The following is a 16703-nucleotide window of genomic DNA, read 5'->3' on the forward strand; positions in this document are numbered from 1 at the left end:
CAGCGTAAGATAGCTTACCGTCTTACCCGGTTCAATGTCCCGACGCCTGCACGGGTGGCAACCGCCAATCGATCGGCGCCAGACCATTCGCCTCCAGGAACGCGTTTGCCTTCGAGAACGGTTTGGAGCCGAAAAAGCCGTTGTGGGCCGAAAGCGGCGATGGATGCGGCGCTGTCAGGACCAGGTGCTTGGACCGGTCGACGAAGGCCGCCTTCTTCTGCGCGTATGAGCCCCACAGGATGAAGACGGCCGGCGTCTCGCGCGCGTCGACCAGCCGGATCACCGCATCGGTGAAGCGCTCCCATCCGCGCCCGCGATGGCTGGCGGCCCGATGCGCCTCGACCGTCAGCACCGCGTTGAGCAGCAGCACGCCCTGTCTGGCCCAGTGTTCGAGATGGCCATGATCGGGGGGCGCGATGCCCAGATCGTCCTCGAGCTCGCGGTAGATGTTGACCAGCGACGGCGGCACCCGCACGCCCGGCCGCACCGAAAAGCACAGCCCGTGCGCCTGGCCGGGCCCGTGATAGGGGTCCTGGCCCAGGATCACCACGCGCACCCGGTCGAGCGGCGTCGCATCGAGCGCGTGGAACCAATCCCCGCCGGGCGGGAAGATGCGCTTGCCGGCCGCCTTCTCGGCCACGAGAAACCGCTTGAGTTCGGCCATGTAAGGGCTTTCGAACTCGCTCCTGAGCGGCTCGCGCCAGCTTTCGTGCAGCTTGATGTCGGCCATTTTACCTGATCCGGTCACCGGGCCATAGTGCGGCCGAATGTCCACGCAAGCCAACAGGCCCGGCCGCCTGCCGGCCGAATTCCACAGCCAAACCATGCCGCTTGAACATCTGACCATCGAGACGAACGGTCCGGGCCTTTATGAATTCACCGATAGGGTCGAGCCCTTCGTTCGGCGCCACGCCACAACAGACGGCATTGTGACGGTGTTTGTCCGGCACACCTCCTGTTCGTTGCTCATCCAGGAAAACGCCGATCCTTCGGTGCGGCGCGATCTTCAGGCCTTTCTTGCCCGGCTGGTCCCGCCTGCGGACGATCCGTCCATGGATTTCATTACCCATCGCCTGGAGGGAGCCGACGACATGCCCGCCCATATCCGGGCTGCCCTGACGCAGACCTCGCTCGGCATTCCCGTCGCCAAGGGCCGGATGCTGCTCGGGACCTGGCAGGGCATCTACCTGTTCGAGCATCGCGACCGTCCGCACCGGCGTCAGTTGGTGTTGCATCTGGCCGCTGGCGCGCCGTGACGGCGATGCTATATTGGCCGCCATGACCGTGCACGTGACCCAAGCCGCCGAAGGCCTGCCGCGCCGCCCCTTCTCCATCGCCGATGTCGAGCGCATGGTGGAGATCGGCGTGATCGGCCGGGACGAGCGCTTCGAACTGATCGGCGGTGAGATCGTACCCATGTCGCCCAAGGGAATCCGCCACGAGCGGCTGAAGGAACTCGTCAATGTCTGGCTCGTGCAGCACTATGTGCCCGGGTACCGCGTGATCCCGGAGACCACCTTCCGCCTGTCGGACGACACCTATCTGGAGCCCGATTTCATCGTCTACGGCACGGACACCGATCTGGCCGAGTTGCGCGGCGACAATTGCCTTCTGGCCATCGAGATCGCCGATTCCAGCCTTGCCTACGATCTCGGTCGAAAACCGCAGATCTTCGCCGCCTTTGGCGTGCGCGAACTATGGGTTATCGATGCACGGACGCTGCAGACCCATATCCACCGCGATCCGACCCCGACCGGCTATCGCACCGTGCTACAGCGGTCGCCGGAGGACCGCCTGACGGCCCTCGCCGTTCCTGGCCATGCGCTGGTGATCGCCGACACGGCCTGAGCAGGCCCGATCAGGCCGGACGCGGCACGCCCGGCACCCCATAGCCGCACTCGAGCGCGTCCCGGTCCCATTCGCCATGATCGGCGGCGGCGGCATAGGTGCTGTCGAGAAAGGCCATCAGCGCCGCATCGGGGTCGGCCGCGGCGCGCACCGCCGCATAGGGCAGCACGAACTCCTGCAATTGCTCGTGCCAGTACGCCTGTTCGGGCGCGACGTCGGCCCCGGCCATCCCATCGGGCGTCGGATAGGCGTAGGAGAAGAACATCGCCTCCTCCACCCCATTGCCGCCCGGCCAGAAGCCGGCCGAGGAGACCTCGTGCGAATAGGCTTCGCGCGTCACCGCGTCGGGCAGGGCGGGAAATCCCCCCGGATGCGGCGGAGCATCGCGTCCCGAAAAGCGCGTCACCGCCAGGTCGAAGCTGCCCCAGAAGAAATGCACCGGCGACACCTTGCCCAGAAAACCCGACCGGAAGCGTGTGAACACCCGATCGATATCGACCATGGCCCGCCAGAACGCGGCCGCCTGGCCGCGATCGTAGGCGCCCGGTTCGGTCTGCCGAAAGAACGGCACCGGCTCGGGCACCTCGTTGGGGCTGCCATGGAAATCGCTCGGCGCACCGACGTCCGCGAGCGCCGCGACGAAGGCGGCACGAAACTCCGCGACCGACATGGGCTCAAGCGCTACCGTCGCGACCGCGCCTTCCGTGCTCGCCACCGTCAGCCGGTGATCGATGAAATCGAACCGGACCTCGAAACCGGCGTCCGTTGTCGCCACCAGCGAGGTCGTCAGCCCGCGCGCATCGACATAAAGCGGCACCTGCCATGAATGGTTCACCCACGGCGTGTTGGCGAGGCGGAACTTGCCCACCATCTGCGTCCACATGTGCAGGCTTTGCCCGGTCGGGGCGAAGGCGGGATAGTCGAGCTTGGGCCAGGCTGGCATGGTCGTCTCCGATGGCGATCAGGTCACGATAGGACGGGTCCGGCGCCACGGCAAACCTTGTCGGTAACGCACATGTTATCGATACGCCTTGCGATCGCGACGTGATCCGCCATGTTGGCAACAGATTCAGCCCGTTATACGGTGGACAAATCACTTCAGGAGACCTCGCCGATGGCCGCTGCGCATCCCTTGACCCGTCGTTCCACGCTTCTCGCCCTTGCCGGCGCGCCGCTTGCCCTGTCCGCTTTCACGGGCGCCGGCTGGGCGCAGAGCGTGCCCCAGCCGGAAGGCGAGGTCGACATGGACGAGCTGCTCGAGCCCGGCCCGCTGCCCGAAATGGCCAAGGGCGACGCCGATGCGCCGGTCACCATCGTCGAATACGCCTCCATGACGTGCGGTCATTGCGCCACGTTCCACAACCAGACCTGGCCGGCGATCCGCGAAAAATATGTCGACACGGGCAAGGCGCGCCTCATCATGCGCGAATTTCCGTTCGACCCGCGCGCTGCGGCGGCCTTCATGCTCGCCCGCTGCGCGCCCAACGACGCCTATTTCCCTATGATCGACGTGCTGTTCGAGCAACAGTCCACCTGGGCGCGCGCCGAGAACGCCCGTGCGCCGCTGGAAAACATCGCCAAGCTGGCCGGTTTTACACAGGAGAGCTTCGAGGCCTGCTTGACCGATCAGCAGCTTCTCGATGATGTGAACGCCATTCGCGTGCGTGCGGCCGAGGAGTTCGGCGTCAATGCGACGCCCACATTCTTCATCAACGGGCAGAAATACACCGGAGCGCTATCGGTTGATCAGATGTCGGCGATCATCGACTCCATGCTCTAGGCTGGAGGTCAGCGCGCCGGCCGCGTCGACGCGCCGGCGGGACAGCCGTCATGCGCTTTGACAAGCTGCGCCTGACCGGCTTCAAGTCGTTCGTCGAGCCGACCGAATTCATCATCGAGACAGGCCTGACCGGGGTTGTCGGGCCCAATGGCTGCGGCAAGTCCAATCTCGTCGAGGCGCTGCGCTGGGTGATGGGCGAGAGCTCGTACAAGAACATGCGCGCCTCGGGCATGGACGACGTCATCTTTTCGGGCTCGGCCACGCGGCCCTCGCGCAACACCGCCGAGGTCTCGCTGTTTCTCGACAATTCGACCCGCACCGCGCCGGCCGCCTTCAACGATGCCGATCTGCTTCAGGTCACGCGCCGCATCGAACGCGAGGCCGGTTCGGCCTACAAGATCAACGGCCGCGACGCGCGCGCCCGCGACGTCCAGCTCCTGTTCGCCGACCAGTCGACCGGCGCCCGTTCGCCCTCGATGGTCGGGCAGGGGCGCATCGGCGAACTCATCCAGGCCAAGCCGCAGGCGCGCCGGGCGCTGCTCGAGGAGGCCGCAGGCATTTCCGGGCTGCACTCGCGCCGCCACGAGGCCGAACTGCGCCTGCGCGCGGCCGAAGCCAATCTCGAACGGCTCGACGATGTCGTCTCCGAGCTCGAAACCCAGATCGACAGCCTCAGGCGCCAGGCGCGCCAGGCCAACCGCTTCCGCACCCTGTCGCGCGACATCCGCCAGGCCGAGGCGACGCTGCTGCACCTGAAATGGCTGCAGGCCAAGACCGCCGAGGCCGATGCGCAATCGGCGCTTTCGACGGCGACCGGCAGCGTTGCCGAGCACGCAAAGGCGCAGATGGAAGCGGCCAGATTGCAGGCGATCGCGCGTCAGAAGCTGCCCGGCCTGCGCGATGCCGAGGCGGAGGCGGCCGCCGCGCTGCAAAGGCTGACCATCGCGCGCGACCGGCTCGATGAGGAGGCGGCCCGGATCGCCGCCCGCAAGCGCGAATACACCCAAAGGCTCGACCAGCTCGCCGAGGACATCGCCCGCGAACAGCGCATGATCGACGACAATGCCGGCATGCTCGAAGCGCTCGATGCCGAGCGGGTGCAGATCGAGCAGGCCGAGGCCGGCTCGGGGGCGCGCGAAGCCGAACTGGCCGAGGCGATCGAGGGCGCCCGCGTCCGGCTCGAGCACAGCGAGGCGGAGCTTGCTCGGGCCACCGAGGCGCGCGCCGAGACCGCCGCCTTGCGGACCCAGCTCGAGCGGCGCATCGCCGATGCCGAGCAAAAGCTCGCCCGGCTGGCGCGCGAGCGCGCGGCCACCGCCGCCGAGCGCGATGCGCTCGCCGAAAAGATCGCCGGACTGCCCGATCCGGCCGACAGGCAGGCCGCCGCCGAGGCCGCCGACCGCGCGATCGTTCATGCCGAGCAGCAAGCCCTCGCCGCCGAACGCGCCGTCACCGCCGCGCGCGCCGCCGAGACCGAACTGCGCCCGGAACTGGCCACCGCGCGCGAGGCTCTCAACGCGCTCGAGGCCGAGGCGAAGACGATCGCAAGGCTGGTCAATGCCACCTCGGACGGTCTGTTCGCCGGCGTCATCGAAACGCTGAAGGTCGACAGGGGCTACGAGACCGCGCTCGGCGCGGCCCTTGGCGACGATCTCGACGTGCCCGTCGATGCATCGGCGCCGGCGCACTGGTCGCGCGTCGATCCGGCCCAGGACGACCCCGGACTGCCCGCCGGCTGCGAGCCGCTCGCTGCCCGCGTGCGCGGCGCGCCCGAACTGGCCCGGCGCCTCGCACAGATCGGCATCGTGGCCAGTGAGGATGAGGGCGCCCGGCTGCAAGCGGCGCTGCGCCCCGGCCAGCGCCTGGTCACGCTGCAAGGCGCGACATGGCGCTGGGACGGCTATGTCGCCGCCGCCGATGCGCCCACGCCCGCCGCCCAGCGGCTCGCCCAGAAGAACCGCCTGTCCGAACTCGACGGCGAGATCGCCGCGGCGCGCCAGGTGCGTCAGGGCGTCGAGGCGCGCATTGCCCAGGCCGAAAGCGCCACCCGCGCCGCCGTCGACGCCGAGAGCGCCGCGCGCACCGCCCTGCGCGACCGGCAGGAAGCGGCACGCAAGGCGCGCGAGGAGCTCGCCGCCGCCGAGCGCGCTGCCGGCGATCTTGGCCAGCGCCGCGCCGTGCTCGAACAGACCGTCGAGCGACAGGCCGAAGATGTGCGCGAGACCGAGGCCGTGCTTGCCGAGGCGCGCACCGCGCTTGCCGCCGAACCCGATGTCGGCGGTCTGGACAACGAGATCGCCCGGCATCAGGCGGTCGTCGCCGCCGATCGTGCCGCGCTCGCCGAGGCCCGCGCCGAACATGCCGGCGTCGCCCGCGAGCGCCAGGACCGCGCCAGGCGTCTTGCCGCCATCGAGCGCGAGCGCACCGGCTGGATCCGGCGACGCGACAGCGGCGCGGCGCAGGTCGAAACCCTCGCCAGCCGCCAGGCCGAGACCACAAAGGCGCTCGAGGCCATCGTCGAAACGCCCGAGGATTTCGCCCACAAGCGGCGCCTGCTCGACCGCCAGATCGAGGACGCCGATACCGCCCGCAAGGCCGCCGCCGACGCACTCGCCGCGGCCGAAGGCGAGGCGGGCGAGGCCGACAAGGCGGCCGCCGAGGCGCTGACGGCGCTGTCGCAGGCCCGCGAGGGGCGCGCCCGCGCCGAGGAGCGGCTGTCCGCCGCCGCCGAACGCCGCGGCGATTGCGAGACGCGCATCCGCGAAGCGCTCAACTGCGCTCCGCACGAGGCGTTCGCCGCCACCGGCCTTGCCGTCAATGACGAACTGCCCGGGATCGACCCGCTCGAAAAGCGGCTCGAACGGCTCAAGGTGGAGCGCGAGCGGCTTGGCGCGGTCAATCTGCGCGCCGAGGAGGAGCAGACCGAACTGGTCGCTCGCCGCAACGAGCTGACCGGCGAACGCGACGACGTCATCGCGGCGATCGCCGAACTGCGCGCGGCGATCGCCTCGCTCAACAAGGAGGGGCGCGACCGGCTGGTCGCCGCCTTCGATCTCGTCCAGGACCATTTCAAGCGCCTGTTCACCCATCTGTTCGGCGGCGGCACGGCCGAACTGCAGCTCGTCGAGAGCGACGATCCGCTCGAGGCCGGGCTCGAGATCCTCGCCCGCCCTCCCGGCAAGAAGCCGCAGACCATGACGCTGCTGTCCGGCGGCGAGCAGGCGCTCACGGCACTGGCGCTGATCTTCGCCGTGTTCCTGACCAATCCCGCGCCGATCTGCGTGCTCGACGAGGTCGATGCGCCCCTCGACGACCACAATGTCGAGCGCTTCTGCGACCTGATGGACGAGATGGCGCGCCAGACCGAAACGCGCTTCGTTCTGATCACCCACAATCCGATCACCATGGCGCGCATGAACCGGCTGTTCGGCGTCACCATGGCCGAGCAGGGCATCAGCCAGCTCGTCTCGGTCGATCTCAATGCCGCCGAGGAACTGCGCGAGGCGAGCTGAGCCGCCCGCCGGCCCGCATTGCTCCGGTATGCCCAAAGGCGGGATGGCGCTTCATGCTGCAATGCGATAGTGAGCCCCAAAGGGAGCGCGCGCGTGCACGGCTTGGCGACGACAAATTGGGTCTACGGCTTTGCGCCCGGCCGCGCCATCTCGGCCTGCGCCGACGAGGCGCTGCTCGGCGGCAAGGGCGCCAAGCTGGCCGAGATGAGCCGCATCGACCTGCCGGTCCCGCCCGGCTTCACCATTACCACCGATGCCTGCCGCGCCTATCTGGGTGGCGGCCGGCGTTTCCCGGAGGGCCTTGCCGACCAGCTCGCCGCCGCCATCGCCGAGACCGAGGCGGCCACGTCCAGGACGTTCGGCGCCGGGCCGGTGCCGCTGCTCGTCTCGGTGCGTTCGGGCGCGCGCGCCTCCATGCCCGGCATGATGGACACCGTGCTCAATCTGGGGCTCAACGACGCCACGGTCGAGGCGCTGGCCCAGGCCACCGGCGACGCGCGCTTTGCCCGCGACAGCTACCGCCGCTTCATCCAGATGTATGCGACCATCGTCATGGGCGTCGAGCACGGCCTTTTCGAGGATCTGCTCGACCAAGCTCGCGAGCGCGCCGGTGTCGGTCGCGACGACGCGCTTGGCGCCGAGGCGCTTGGCGATCTCGTCAGGGCCTACAAGAAGGCCATCGCCGACGATATGGACGAGCCGTTTCCCCAGGATGTCCACGCCCAGCTCTGGGGCGCCATCGGCGCGGTGTTTCGCAGCTGGAATAATCCGCGCGCGGTCACCTATCGCGCCCTGCACGGCATCGACGACGACGCCTGCACCGCGGTGACCGTCCAGGCCATGGTGTTCGGCAATGCCGGCCCGCAATCGGCGACCGGCGTCGCCTTCACGCGCCATCCCTCGACCGGGGAGAAGCGCGTCTTCGGCGAATATATGGTCAACGCGCAGGGCGAGGACGTCGTCGCCGGCCTGCGCACGCCCGACCCGCTTTTGGACGATGACGACCGGCCCGGACGCGCCATGGCCGAGCACATGCCCGGCGCCTTCGCCCAGCTCGTGGAGCTCGGCGACCGGCTCGAGGCCCATTTCGGCGACATGCAGGACATCGAGTTCACCGTCGAGAACGGCACGCTGTGGCTGCTTCAGACCCGCGCCGGCAAGCGCTCGGTCGATGCGGCGATCAGGATTGCCGTCGACATGGCGCGCGAAGGCACCATCACCCGCCAGCAGGCGGTGCTGCATGTCGATCCGGCCTCGCTCGACCGGCTCCTGCATCCGCATATCGACCCGGCCGCCGAGGGCCAGGTCTTCGCCTCGGGCCTGCCCGCCTCGCCCGGTGCGGCCACCGGCGAGGTCGTGTTCTCCTCGACCGCCGCCGAAAGGGCCGTCGCCGAGGGAAGGACGGTGATCCTCGTGCGGCCCGAGACCAGCCCGGACGACATCCACGGCATGGCGGTTGCCCAGGGCATCCTGACAACGCGCGGCGGCATGACCTCGCACGCCGCCGTCGTCGCCCGCGGCATGGGAAAGCCGGCGATCACCGCCGCCGCCGACATTCGCATCGATCTTGACAAGCGCACGATGCGCGCCGGCCCGATCACGGTGCGCGAGGGCGAGCACATCACGCTCGACGGCGGCACCGGCCGGGCGCTGCTCGGCGCCCTGCCCATGGTGCAGCGTCCGCTGACCGGCGATTTCGCCCAGCTCATGCAATGGGCCGACGCGACCCGCCGCATGGGCGTGCGCGCCAATGTCGATCTGGCCGACGATGCCCAGGTCGCGCGCCGCTTCGGCGCCGAAGGCATCGGCCTGGTGCGCACCGAGAACATGTTCCTGGAGGGTACCGGGCTCGAGGTGATGCGCGAGATGATCATGGCGCCCGACGAGCGCGCGCGCCGCTTCGTGCTCGACCGGCTCATGCCGCTGCAGCGCGACGCCTTCGTCGCCCTGTTCGAACAGATGCCCGGCCTGCCGGTGTGCATTCGCCTGCTCGATCCGCCGCTGCACGAATTCCTGCCGCGCGAGCCGGCCGAGCTCGACGCGGTCGCCGACCGGATGGGCATCGACCGTGCCGAGATGCGCCGCCGCGCCGACGAACTGCACGAGACCAACCCCATGCTCGGCAATCGCGGCGCGCGCCTGGCGATCTGCTACCCCGAGATCGCCGAGATGCAGACCCGCGCCATCATCGAGGCGGCGATCGTCGCCGGGAAGAAGTCGGGTTCGCCCGTGGTGCCGGAGATCGTCGTGCCGCTGGTCGCCTATTACGCCGAGCTTCGCGTTTTGCGCGAGCGCATCGATGCCATCGCCGCCGAGGTCAAGGCGCGGCACGGCTCGGACATCCGCCATCTGATCGGCTGCATCGTCGAGTTGCCGCGCGCGGCGATCCGCGCCGACCTGATTGCCGGCGCCGCCGATTTCTTCTCCTTTGGCACGAACGACCTGACCCAGACGACACTGGGCATTTCGCGCGACGATGCGGCCCATTTCCTGTCGCACTATCTCAAGGGCGGCGTGATCGAGCGCGATCCCTTCATCAATCTCGACCGCGAAGGGGTCGGCGAAGTCATCCGAATGGCCGCCGACAAGGGCCGCGCGGCCAATCCGGAACTGATCGCCGGCATTACCGGCGAGCATGGCGGCGACCCCGAATCGATCGCCTTCTTCGAGGAACTGGGCCTGGACTACGTCTCGTGCTCGCCCTACCGCGTGCCCGTGGCGCGGCTCGCCGCGGCCCAGGCAGCGATCCGCGCCGGCGCCAAGGGCGGTCGCAACAAGGCTCAGACCGACAGCAGGTCGAGATAGGCCCGCGCGACCGCCGGGCCGTGATCGAGGCCGTGGCACTCGGTCGCCACCTCGAGGCGATGGCTGCCCGCGTCCACGGTCACGAAGGCGACGAGCGGCACGTCGTCCTCGGCGATCATCGCCGCCGCGGCGACCCGCGATACCGCTCCCTCGCCGATCGACGGCAGGTCGAACAGGAACATGAAGCCCGTGCTGGCGCAGGCCGCCTTCACGCAATCGGCGAAAGGAACGCGGGTGAGGTCCTGTGCCGACAGGGCGATGGCGAGCGCGTCGAGTTGGGCGCGCTGGGCCTGGCTGAGTTCGGGCGCGGGCGCGGGCATGCATGCGTCATGGATGGTCATGATCGTCCTCCCGATAGGGCCGCCTCCAGCCATCGACCAGCGAACGCGGACAATCGGGCAGGGATCGGGCCGATCTTTACACATTGTGCCCGGTGGCTGTAACGCAAGGTGATCGGCAACCGGGCTGCCCGCATGGCGCTGACGATCGAACTTCCCGGCAGGCGGCCGTCGCGCGCGGCGCGGTGGGCGCTGCGTCTTGCCCTGTTGCAACCGGCGCTGTGGCTGCTTGCGATCCTCGCCTACCGGGCCGACGCGATCGCCACGTCGAGCTTCCTGCTGTTGCTGATGGTCACCGGCCTTGTGTGCGTTCTCACGCTCGTTCTCATCCTGGCCGGGCTGCGCAGCCTCTGGGTGCACGGCTCGCGCGGCGGCCGGCGCCTGTCCTGGACGATCATCGTGATGATCCCGCTCGCCGCGCCCTTCGTCGGCGCGGGCTATCTTTGGATCGTCAATCCCGTTGCCGCCGACGTGTCGACCGACCAGGCCGACCCGCCCGCCTTTGCCTTCTCGCCGGCGGTCGCGCCGGTTGCGGCGGAGCAGGGGCAGGGCACCGGCCGGCGCTTCCGCGCGCCGCTCGACGTCGTGCTCGAGGTCGCCGACGGCCTCGCCCGCGACAGGGGATGGACCCCGCTTGGCCAGCGCGGCCGTGTCGGCGCCGACGACACGATCCTGGTCGATTATGCCTATCGCGTGCCGGTGCTCCATCTGCCGGTGCAGATCGTCGTGCGCAGCCGCGACGAGGGCGACACCGCGCGCGTCGATGTGCGCGCGCGCATGGCCGATCTGTATCATGACCTCGGCTTTGGCGCTGTTCTGATCGCGCGCTATCTCGACGATCTCGACTTTGCGATGATCGGGCTGACCGATCCCGAGCCCTGACGTCAGACCGGCGCGAACCGCCCGTCGATCGCCGGCGGGCCGTCGCTCGTCACCAGCGCGCGTGCGACCAGGTCCTCCAGATGCGCCAGCACCGACAGCCCCGCCGCGCCGTGAAGCCGCGGATCGGTGTCGCGATAGATCTGCGCGACCATGTCGGGGATCGTCCGGTCGCCGCGGTCGAGCCGCTCCAGGATTGCCCGCTCGCGCATCCTGCGATGGGTCTTCAGCCCGCGCACGAACGCCCTGGGATTGTCCACCGGCCCGCCATGACCGGGAAGGTAGAGCCGGTCGTCGCGCGCCAGCATCACGTCGAGCGAGGCCATGTAATCGGACATCGACCCGTCGGGCGGTGCCACGATCGATGTCGACCAGGCCATGACATGATCGCCCGAAAAGACGATGCCTGTGCCCTCGAGCGCAAAGGCCAGGTGATTGGCCGCATGGCCGGGCGTGGCGATGGTTCGAAGCGCAAAGCCCTCGCCCGCCACACGCTCGCCATCGCCGAGCGCCCGGTCCGGCGCATGCCCGCGGTCGGCGGCCGCATCGAGCGGATTGACCTCGCCGATGAACAGATCGCGCGCGGCGTGGTGCGCCGCCGCGCCGACGATCGGCGCACCCGTGCGCGCGGCCAGCGCCCGGGCCAGCGGCGAATGGTCGATATGGGTGTGCGTGACGACGATATGGCTCACCGGCCGCTCGCCGATCGCCGCAAGCAGCGCGGCCAGATGCGCCGCGTCGGCCGGCCCCGGATCGATGACGGCGACCGAATCGTCCCCGACCAGATAGCTGTTGGTGCCCAGGAAGGTGAAGGCCGACGCGTTCGGTGCGGTCACCCGCACCACGCCGGGCGCGACCGGCACGGGCTGGCCGTGACGGGGCTCGAAGCTGCGGTCGAATTCGGGGGCCTTCGCCAATTGTCCTGTGTCCTGCGGCATTGCACGGGGCGGCGGCCGCGGCATCGACCGGCCTTGCCCATCAACTGGGCAGTCGATATAGGCGATGATGGTGCGATGCAAAAGTCGCCTCGCGCATCGCGCCTTTGGAGATTTGTAAAGCCGCAGGGGAGCCCAGCGCCATGACGCCGACCATCCGAACCCGACCCTTGATCGCCGGAGCGCTGCCCGAGCAGGGCGCGCTGCGCATCGCGCTGTTCGTGCTGATCGCGCTGGCCGGATCCTGGCTGCTGGCGATTTCGGGCCAGTTCAAGGTGCCGTTCTACCCGGTCCCGACGACCATGCAGACCTTCGCCGCCATTGTCATCGGCGCCACATTCGGCGCGAGGCTGGGACTTGCCACGGGCGCTCTGTTTCTCGCCCAGGGCGCGGCCGGCCTGCCGGTCTTTGCCGGTGGCGGCGGGCTCGCCTATCTCGCCGGTCCCACGGGCGGTTATCTGGTCGGCTTCGCCGTTGCCGCCTGGCTGGTCGGCCTTGCCGCCGATCGTGGCGTGGCCGCCTCGCCCTTCAAGCTGTTTGCCGCCAGCATTGTCGGCGCCGTGGTCATCCTGGCGATGGGCTACGCCTGGCTGGCCACGCTGATCGGCGCCCAGGCCGCCTGGGTCAGCGGCGTCATGCCCTTCCTGCTCGGCGATCTGGTCAAGTGCGTGCTCGCCGCCGCGCTCGTGCCGGCCGCCGCGGGACTGCTGCAACGCCGCTGAGCCGTCGCGGACAACGCATTGCACGGCCGCGCTCTCCCGGGCGCGGCCGTTTTCATGGCCGGACATGCATCATTGCATTGACGCGGGTCCGCAGTGCGGCGCACCATGGCGCGAGCGCATGGAGGCCCGATGACCACGCAGACCGCATTCCTTCTCAATGGCGCCCCGGTCGCGACCGGTGTGCGGCCCGACACCACCTTGCTCGACCTGCTGCGCGGACCGCTCGCGCTCAAGGGCACCAAGGAGGGCTGCGCCGAGGGCGATTGCGGCGCCTGTACGGTCCTGTTCAAGCGCCCGGGCGTCGCCGGTCCGCCGCTGGCCGCCAATGCCTGCATCATGACCGTCGCGCAGATCGAGGGCGCCGAGATCACCACCGTCGAGGGCCTTGCGCCCGACGGTGTGCTCAACGCCGTCCAGGACGAGATGGCAAGGAACGGCTCGTCGCAATGCGGATTCTGCACGCCGGGCATCGCGGTGGCGCTGTCGGGCCTTCTGGCCCGCGATCCCGACCCGGACGAGGCGGCGATCCATGACGCGCTGGCCGGCAATCTGTGTCGCTGCACCGGCTATCGGCCGATCGTCGATGCGACCCGGGCGGCGGCCGCGCGGCTGCGCGCCGAACTTGGCGGCGACGAGGCGCCGCAGCCCGAGGCGCGCCATGCCATGATCACCTCGCACACCGATGCCGGCGGCGCCACCGTCCATCGCCCGCACGACCTGCGCGGCCTGTTGAAGCTGCGGCGCGAGCATCCGGACGCCGTGCTGCTGGCCGGCGGCACCGATCTGGCGGTTCCGCTCGCCGGCTACGAGACGCGCTGGCCGCGCGTCATCGCCACCGGCCATGTCGGGCAATTGCGCCGCATCGAGGCCACCGACACGCACTGGACCTTCGGCGCGGCGGTCACCTGGCAGGAGGCGCTTGAGGCCGTGCGGGACGATTATCCGTCCCTTGCCACGCTGATCAGGCGCTTCGGCTCGATCCAGATCCGCTCTATGGGCACGATCGGCGGCAATATCGGCACGGCAAGTCCGATCGGCGACGGCCCGCCCGCGCTGATCGCGCTGGGCACCACGATCGGCCTTGCCTCGCTCGAGGGCGGCGCGCGCGACATGCCGCTCGAGGACTTCTTCGTCGACTATCGCAGGACCGCGCTGCGCGATGACGAGGTGATCACCCATGTCACCGTGCCGCGCGCGCGGGCCGGCACGCGGTTTCGCACCTACAAGGTCTCCAAGCGCTACGATCAGGACATCTCCACGGTGTGCGGCGCCTACCGGCTGGACATGGATGGCGGGGCCGTCGCCGACATCGCCATCGCCTATGGCGGCATGGCGGCGACGCCGAAACGCGCCCCGCACGCCGAGGCGGCGCTGCGCGGCCGGCCGCTGACGCTCGATGCGGCGCGCGAAGCGGGCCGGGCGCTTGGCTCGGACTTTTCGCCGCTCACCGACTGGCGCGGCAGCGCCGCCTACCGTCACAAGGTCGCCGCCAACCTGATCGAGCGGCTGGCGCGCGATCTTGCCGGTGAAACGGTGGAGGTCATGGCGCCGTGAACGAGCATGTCAGGCAGGTCAAGCGCACCGTCGTCGGCAAGGGCATCGCTCATGACAGCGCGGTCAAGCACGTCGCCGGAACGGCGGTCTATATCGACGACATGGGCGAACTGCCCGGCACGCTGCATGCCGCGCTGATCCTGTCGCCCGTCGCGCGCGGCACGCTTCACGCGATCAGGACCGGCGAGGCCGCCGCAATGGACGGCGTCGTCGCCATCGTCACCGCCGCCGACATTCCCGGCGCCAACCAGATCGGCCCGATCGTCATCGACGAGCCGCTGTTTGCCGAGCGCGACCTCGACTATCTCGGACAGCCCATCGGCGCGGTCGCGGCGACGAGCTTCGAACAGGCGGTGCGCGCCGCCCACACCGTCGTCGTCGAACACGACAAGGCCGAGCCGGTGCTCGACATCGAGGACGCCCATGCACGCGGCGATTACGTGCTCGAGCCGCAACGGCTGGTCTCGGGCGATGTCGACGCCGCGCTTGAAAGCGCCGACCGTGTGATCGAGGGTCGGCTCGACATGGGCGGGCAGGACCATTTCTATCTTGAGACCCAGATCGCCTATGCCATCCCCGGCGAGGATGGCGACATGGTGGTCCATTCCTCCACCCAGCACCCGACCGAGGTGCAGCATCACGTCGCCCATGTTCTGGGCGGTTATGCCAATGGCGTGGACGTGCATGTGCGCCGCATGGGCGGCGGCTTTGGCGGCAAGGAAAGCCAGGCGACCATCATCGCCTGCGCGGCGGCGCTTCTGGCGCGCAAGACTGGCCGGCCGGTCAAGCTGCGGCTCAAGCGGTCCGCCGACATGTCCGCCACCGGCAAGCGCCACGACATGGTCTCCACATGGCGCATCGGCGTCACCGAGGATGGCCGCATCACCGGCGCCGATGTTCGATATCTCGCCCGCGCGGGCAACACGGCCGACCTGACCGGCCCGGTCCTGACCCGCGCCATGACCCACACCGACAACGCCTATCACATCCCCGCGGCGCGCTTTGTCGGCCATGCCTGCAAGACCAACACGGTCTCCAACACCGCCTTTCGCGGCTTCGGCGGCCCGCAGGGCATCATCACGGCGGAGGCGATGATCGACCAGATCGCCCGCGAACTCGATCTCGATCCGAACCTGGTGCGCGCGCGCAACTATTACGGTCCGCAGACCGGCGAGACGACGCCCTATGACCAGCCCGTCGAGCACAATCGGCTGGGCGAGGTGACCGAGGCGATCCTGCGCTCGGCGCAATGGACCGAGCGGCGCCGCGAGATCGACGAACACAACAAGACCGGTCCGGTGATCCGGCGCGGGCTTGCCATGATGCCGGTCAAGTTCGGCATTTCCTTCAACCTGCCATCGCTCAACCAGGCTGGCGCGCTGGTCCATGTCTATCAGGACGGTTCGGTGCATCTGAACCATGGCGGCACGGAGATGGGGCAGGGCCTGTTCATCAAGGTCGCCCAGGTGGTGGCGGAGGTGTTCCAGCTCGACATCGACAAGGTGAAGATCACCGCCACGCACACCGGCAAGGTGCCCAACACCTCGCCGACCGCCGCCTCGACGGGCTCGGATCTCAACGGCATGGCCGCCTACAAGGCCGCGACAGCGATCCGCGCGCGCATGACGCCGGTCGCGGCCCGGCATTTCGATGTGCCCGAAGACGACATCGTCTATCGCGAGAACCGCGTTCATGCGGGCAACCGGTCGATCGGCTTTGGCGAACTGGCGCACATGTGCTGGGCGGCGCGGGTGTCGCTGTCGGAGGCGGGCCACTACGCCACCCCAAAGATCCACTGGGATTTCAAGACGATGAAGGGCCGGCCCTTCTTCTACTTCACCTATGGCGCGGCGGTCGCCGAGGTCGCCGTGGACACGCTGACCGGCGAGAACCGCGTGCTGCGGGCCGACATCCTGCAGGATTGCGGCTCGTCGCTGAACCCGGCCGTCGATCTGGGCCAGATCGAGGGCGCCTTCGTGCAGGGCATGGGCTGGCTGACCTGCGAGGAACTGTGGTGGGACGGCGAGGGCCGGCTGCGCACCATCGGCCCGTCGACTTACAAGATCCCCGGCTCGCGCGATGTGCCGCCCGCCTTCAACGTGTCGATCCTGGACGGCGCGCCGAACGCCGAGGAGACCGTGTTCCGCTCCAAGGCCGTCGGCGAGCCGCCGCTCATGCTGGCGGTGTCGGTCTGGCTGGCGCTGCGCGATGCGGTCGCTTCGTGCGGCAGGCCGGGCCTGTCGCCCAGGCTGCGCGCGCCGGCAACGCCCGAAGCGGTGCTCGCAGCCATCGACGACATGCGCGAACGCGCGGGCTGATCTGGCAAGGCG

13 protein-coding genes are annotated in these 16703 nt (G+C 69.3%); 9 read left to right on the forward strand and 4 right to left on the reverse strand.

The genetic code is table 11. The features are described from left to right. Positions 1–31: 31 nt before the first annotated feature. Positions 32–730, reverse strand: a complete 699-nt coding sequence (gene ung / locus RBB34_RS15755) for a uracil-DNA glycosylase (protein ID WP_306120197.1) — start codon at positions 728–730, stop codon at positions 32–34. Between the two features lie 94 nt (positions 731–824). On the opposite strand from ung, the gene RBB34_RS15760 reads away from it, so the two are divergent. Together RBB34_RS15760 and RBB34_RS15765 are read left to right on the forward strand one after the other, a co-directional pair. Further along, entirely contained in the window at positions 825–1256 is a 432-nt protein-coding gene (locus RBB34_RS15760; protein WP_306120230.1) for a secondary thiamine-phosphate synthase enzyme YjbQ, read from the forward strand. Between the two features lie 34 nt (positions 1257–1290). After that, positions 1291–1848, forward strand: a complete 558-nt coding sequence (locus RBB34_RS15765; RefSeq protein WP_306120198.1) for a Uma2 family endonuclease — start codon at positions 1291–1293, stop codon at positions 1846–1848. Between the two features lie 10 nt (positions 1849–1858). Here RBB34_RS15765 and RBB34_RS15770 read toward each other — a convergent pair whose 3' ends face one another. Further along, positions 1859–2791 carry a DUF5996 family protein gene (locus RBB34_RS15770; protein WP_306120199.1) on the reverse strand — a complete coding sequence of 311 codons (933 nt, stop codon included), beginning with the start codon at positions 2789–2791 and terminating at the stop codon, positions 1859–1861. A gap of 171 nt (positions 2792–2962) precedes the next feature. Between RBB34_RS15770 and RBB34_RS15775 the strand changes: the two genes are divergently transcribed. The 3 genes from RBB34_RS15775 (at position 2963) to ppdK (ending at position 9945) form a co-directional block, all read left to right on the forward strand. Then, positions 2963–3628 (forward strand): DsbA family protein, encoded by a 666-nt coding sequence (locus RBB34_RS15775; RefSeq protein ID WP_306120200.1) that lies wholly within the window; start codon positions 2963–2965, stop codon positions 3626–3628. A 50-nt stretch (positions 3629–3678) separates the two neighbouring features. Beyond that, entirely contained in the window at positions 3679–7140 is a 3462-nt protein-coding gene (smc, locus tag RBB34_RS15780; RefSeq protein WP_306120201.1) for a chromosome segregation protein SMC, read from the forward strand. A 102-nt stretch (positions 7141–7242) separates the two neighbouring features. Next, positions 7243–9945, forward strand: coding sequence for a pyruvate, phosphate dikinase (gene ppdK, locus RBB34_RS15785; RefSeq protein ID WP_306120202.1), 2703 nt, complete (start codon positions 7243–7245; stop codon positions 9943–9945). Here ppdK and RBB34_RS15790 read toward each other — a convergent pair. Then, positions 9921–10286, reverse strand: coding sequence for a hypothetical protein (locus RBB34_RS15790; protein WP_306120203.1), 366 nt, complete (start codon positions 10284–10286; stop codon positions 9921–9923). The genes ppdK and RBB34_RS15790 overlap by 25 nt on opposite strands. 132 nt (positions 10287–10418) lie before the next feature. Here RBB34_RS15790 and RBB34_RS15795 point away from each other — a divergent pair, with 132 nt between their 5' ends. Beyond that, complete coding sequence (locus tag RBB34_RS15795; RefSeq protein ID WP_306120204.1) at positions 10419–11165, forward strand: hypothetical protein; 747 nt, start codon at positions 10419–10421, stop codon at positions 11163–11165. A 2-nt stretch (positions 11166–11167) separates the two neighbouring features. On the opposite strand, the gene RBB34_RS15800 is transcribed toward RBB34_RS15795, so the two are convergent. Further along, on the reverse strand, positions 11168–12079 hold the full coding sequence (locus RBB34_RS15800; RefSeq protein ID WP_306120205.1) for an MBL fold metallo-hydrolase: 912 nt from the start codon (positions 12077–12079) through the stop codon (positions 11168–11170). A 161-nt stretch (positions 12080–12240) separates the two neighbouring features. Here RBB34_RS15800 and RBB34_RS15805 point away from each other — a divergent pair, with 161 nt between their 5' ends. The 3 genes from RBB34_RS15805 to xdhB all read left to right on the forward strand — a co-directional run bounded on the left by RBB34_RS15805 (position 12241) and on the right by xdhB (position 16691). After that, entirely contained in the window at positions 12241–12819 is a 579-nt protein-coding gene (locus tag RBB34_RS15805) for a biotin transporter BioY (protein WP_306120206.1), read from the forward strand. Between the two features lie 129 nt (positions 12820–12948). Further along, on the forward strand, positions 12949–14373 hold the full coding sequence (gene xdhA / locus RBB34_RS15810) for a xanthine dehydrogenase small subunit (RefSeq protein ID WP_306120207.1): 1425 nt from the start codon (positions 12949–12951) through the stop codon (positions 14371–14373). Then, positions 14370–16691, forward strand: coding sequence for a xanthine dehydrogenase molybdopterin binding subunit (xdhB, locus tag RBB34_RS15815; RefSeq protein ID WP_306120208.1), 2322 nt, complete (start codon positions 14370–14372; stop codon positions 16689–16691). The genes xdhA and xdhB overlap by 4 nt, the downstream gene beginning before the upstream one ends. Positions 16692–16703 lie beyond the last annotated feature (12 nt).

The sequence above is a fragment of the Roseitalea sp. MMSF_3546 genome (genome assembly GCF_030732865.1).
Lineage (GTDB): Bacteria > Pseudomonadota > Alphaproteobacteria > Rhizobiales > Rhizobiaceae > Roseitalea.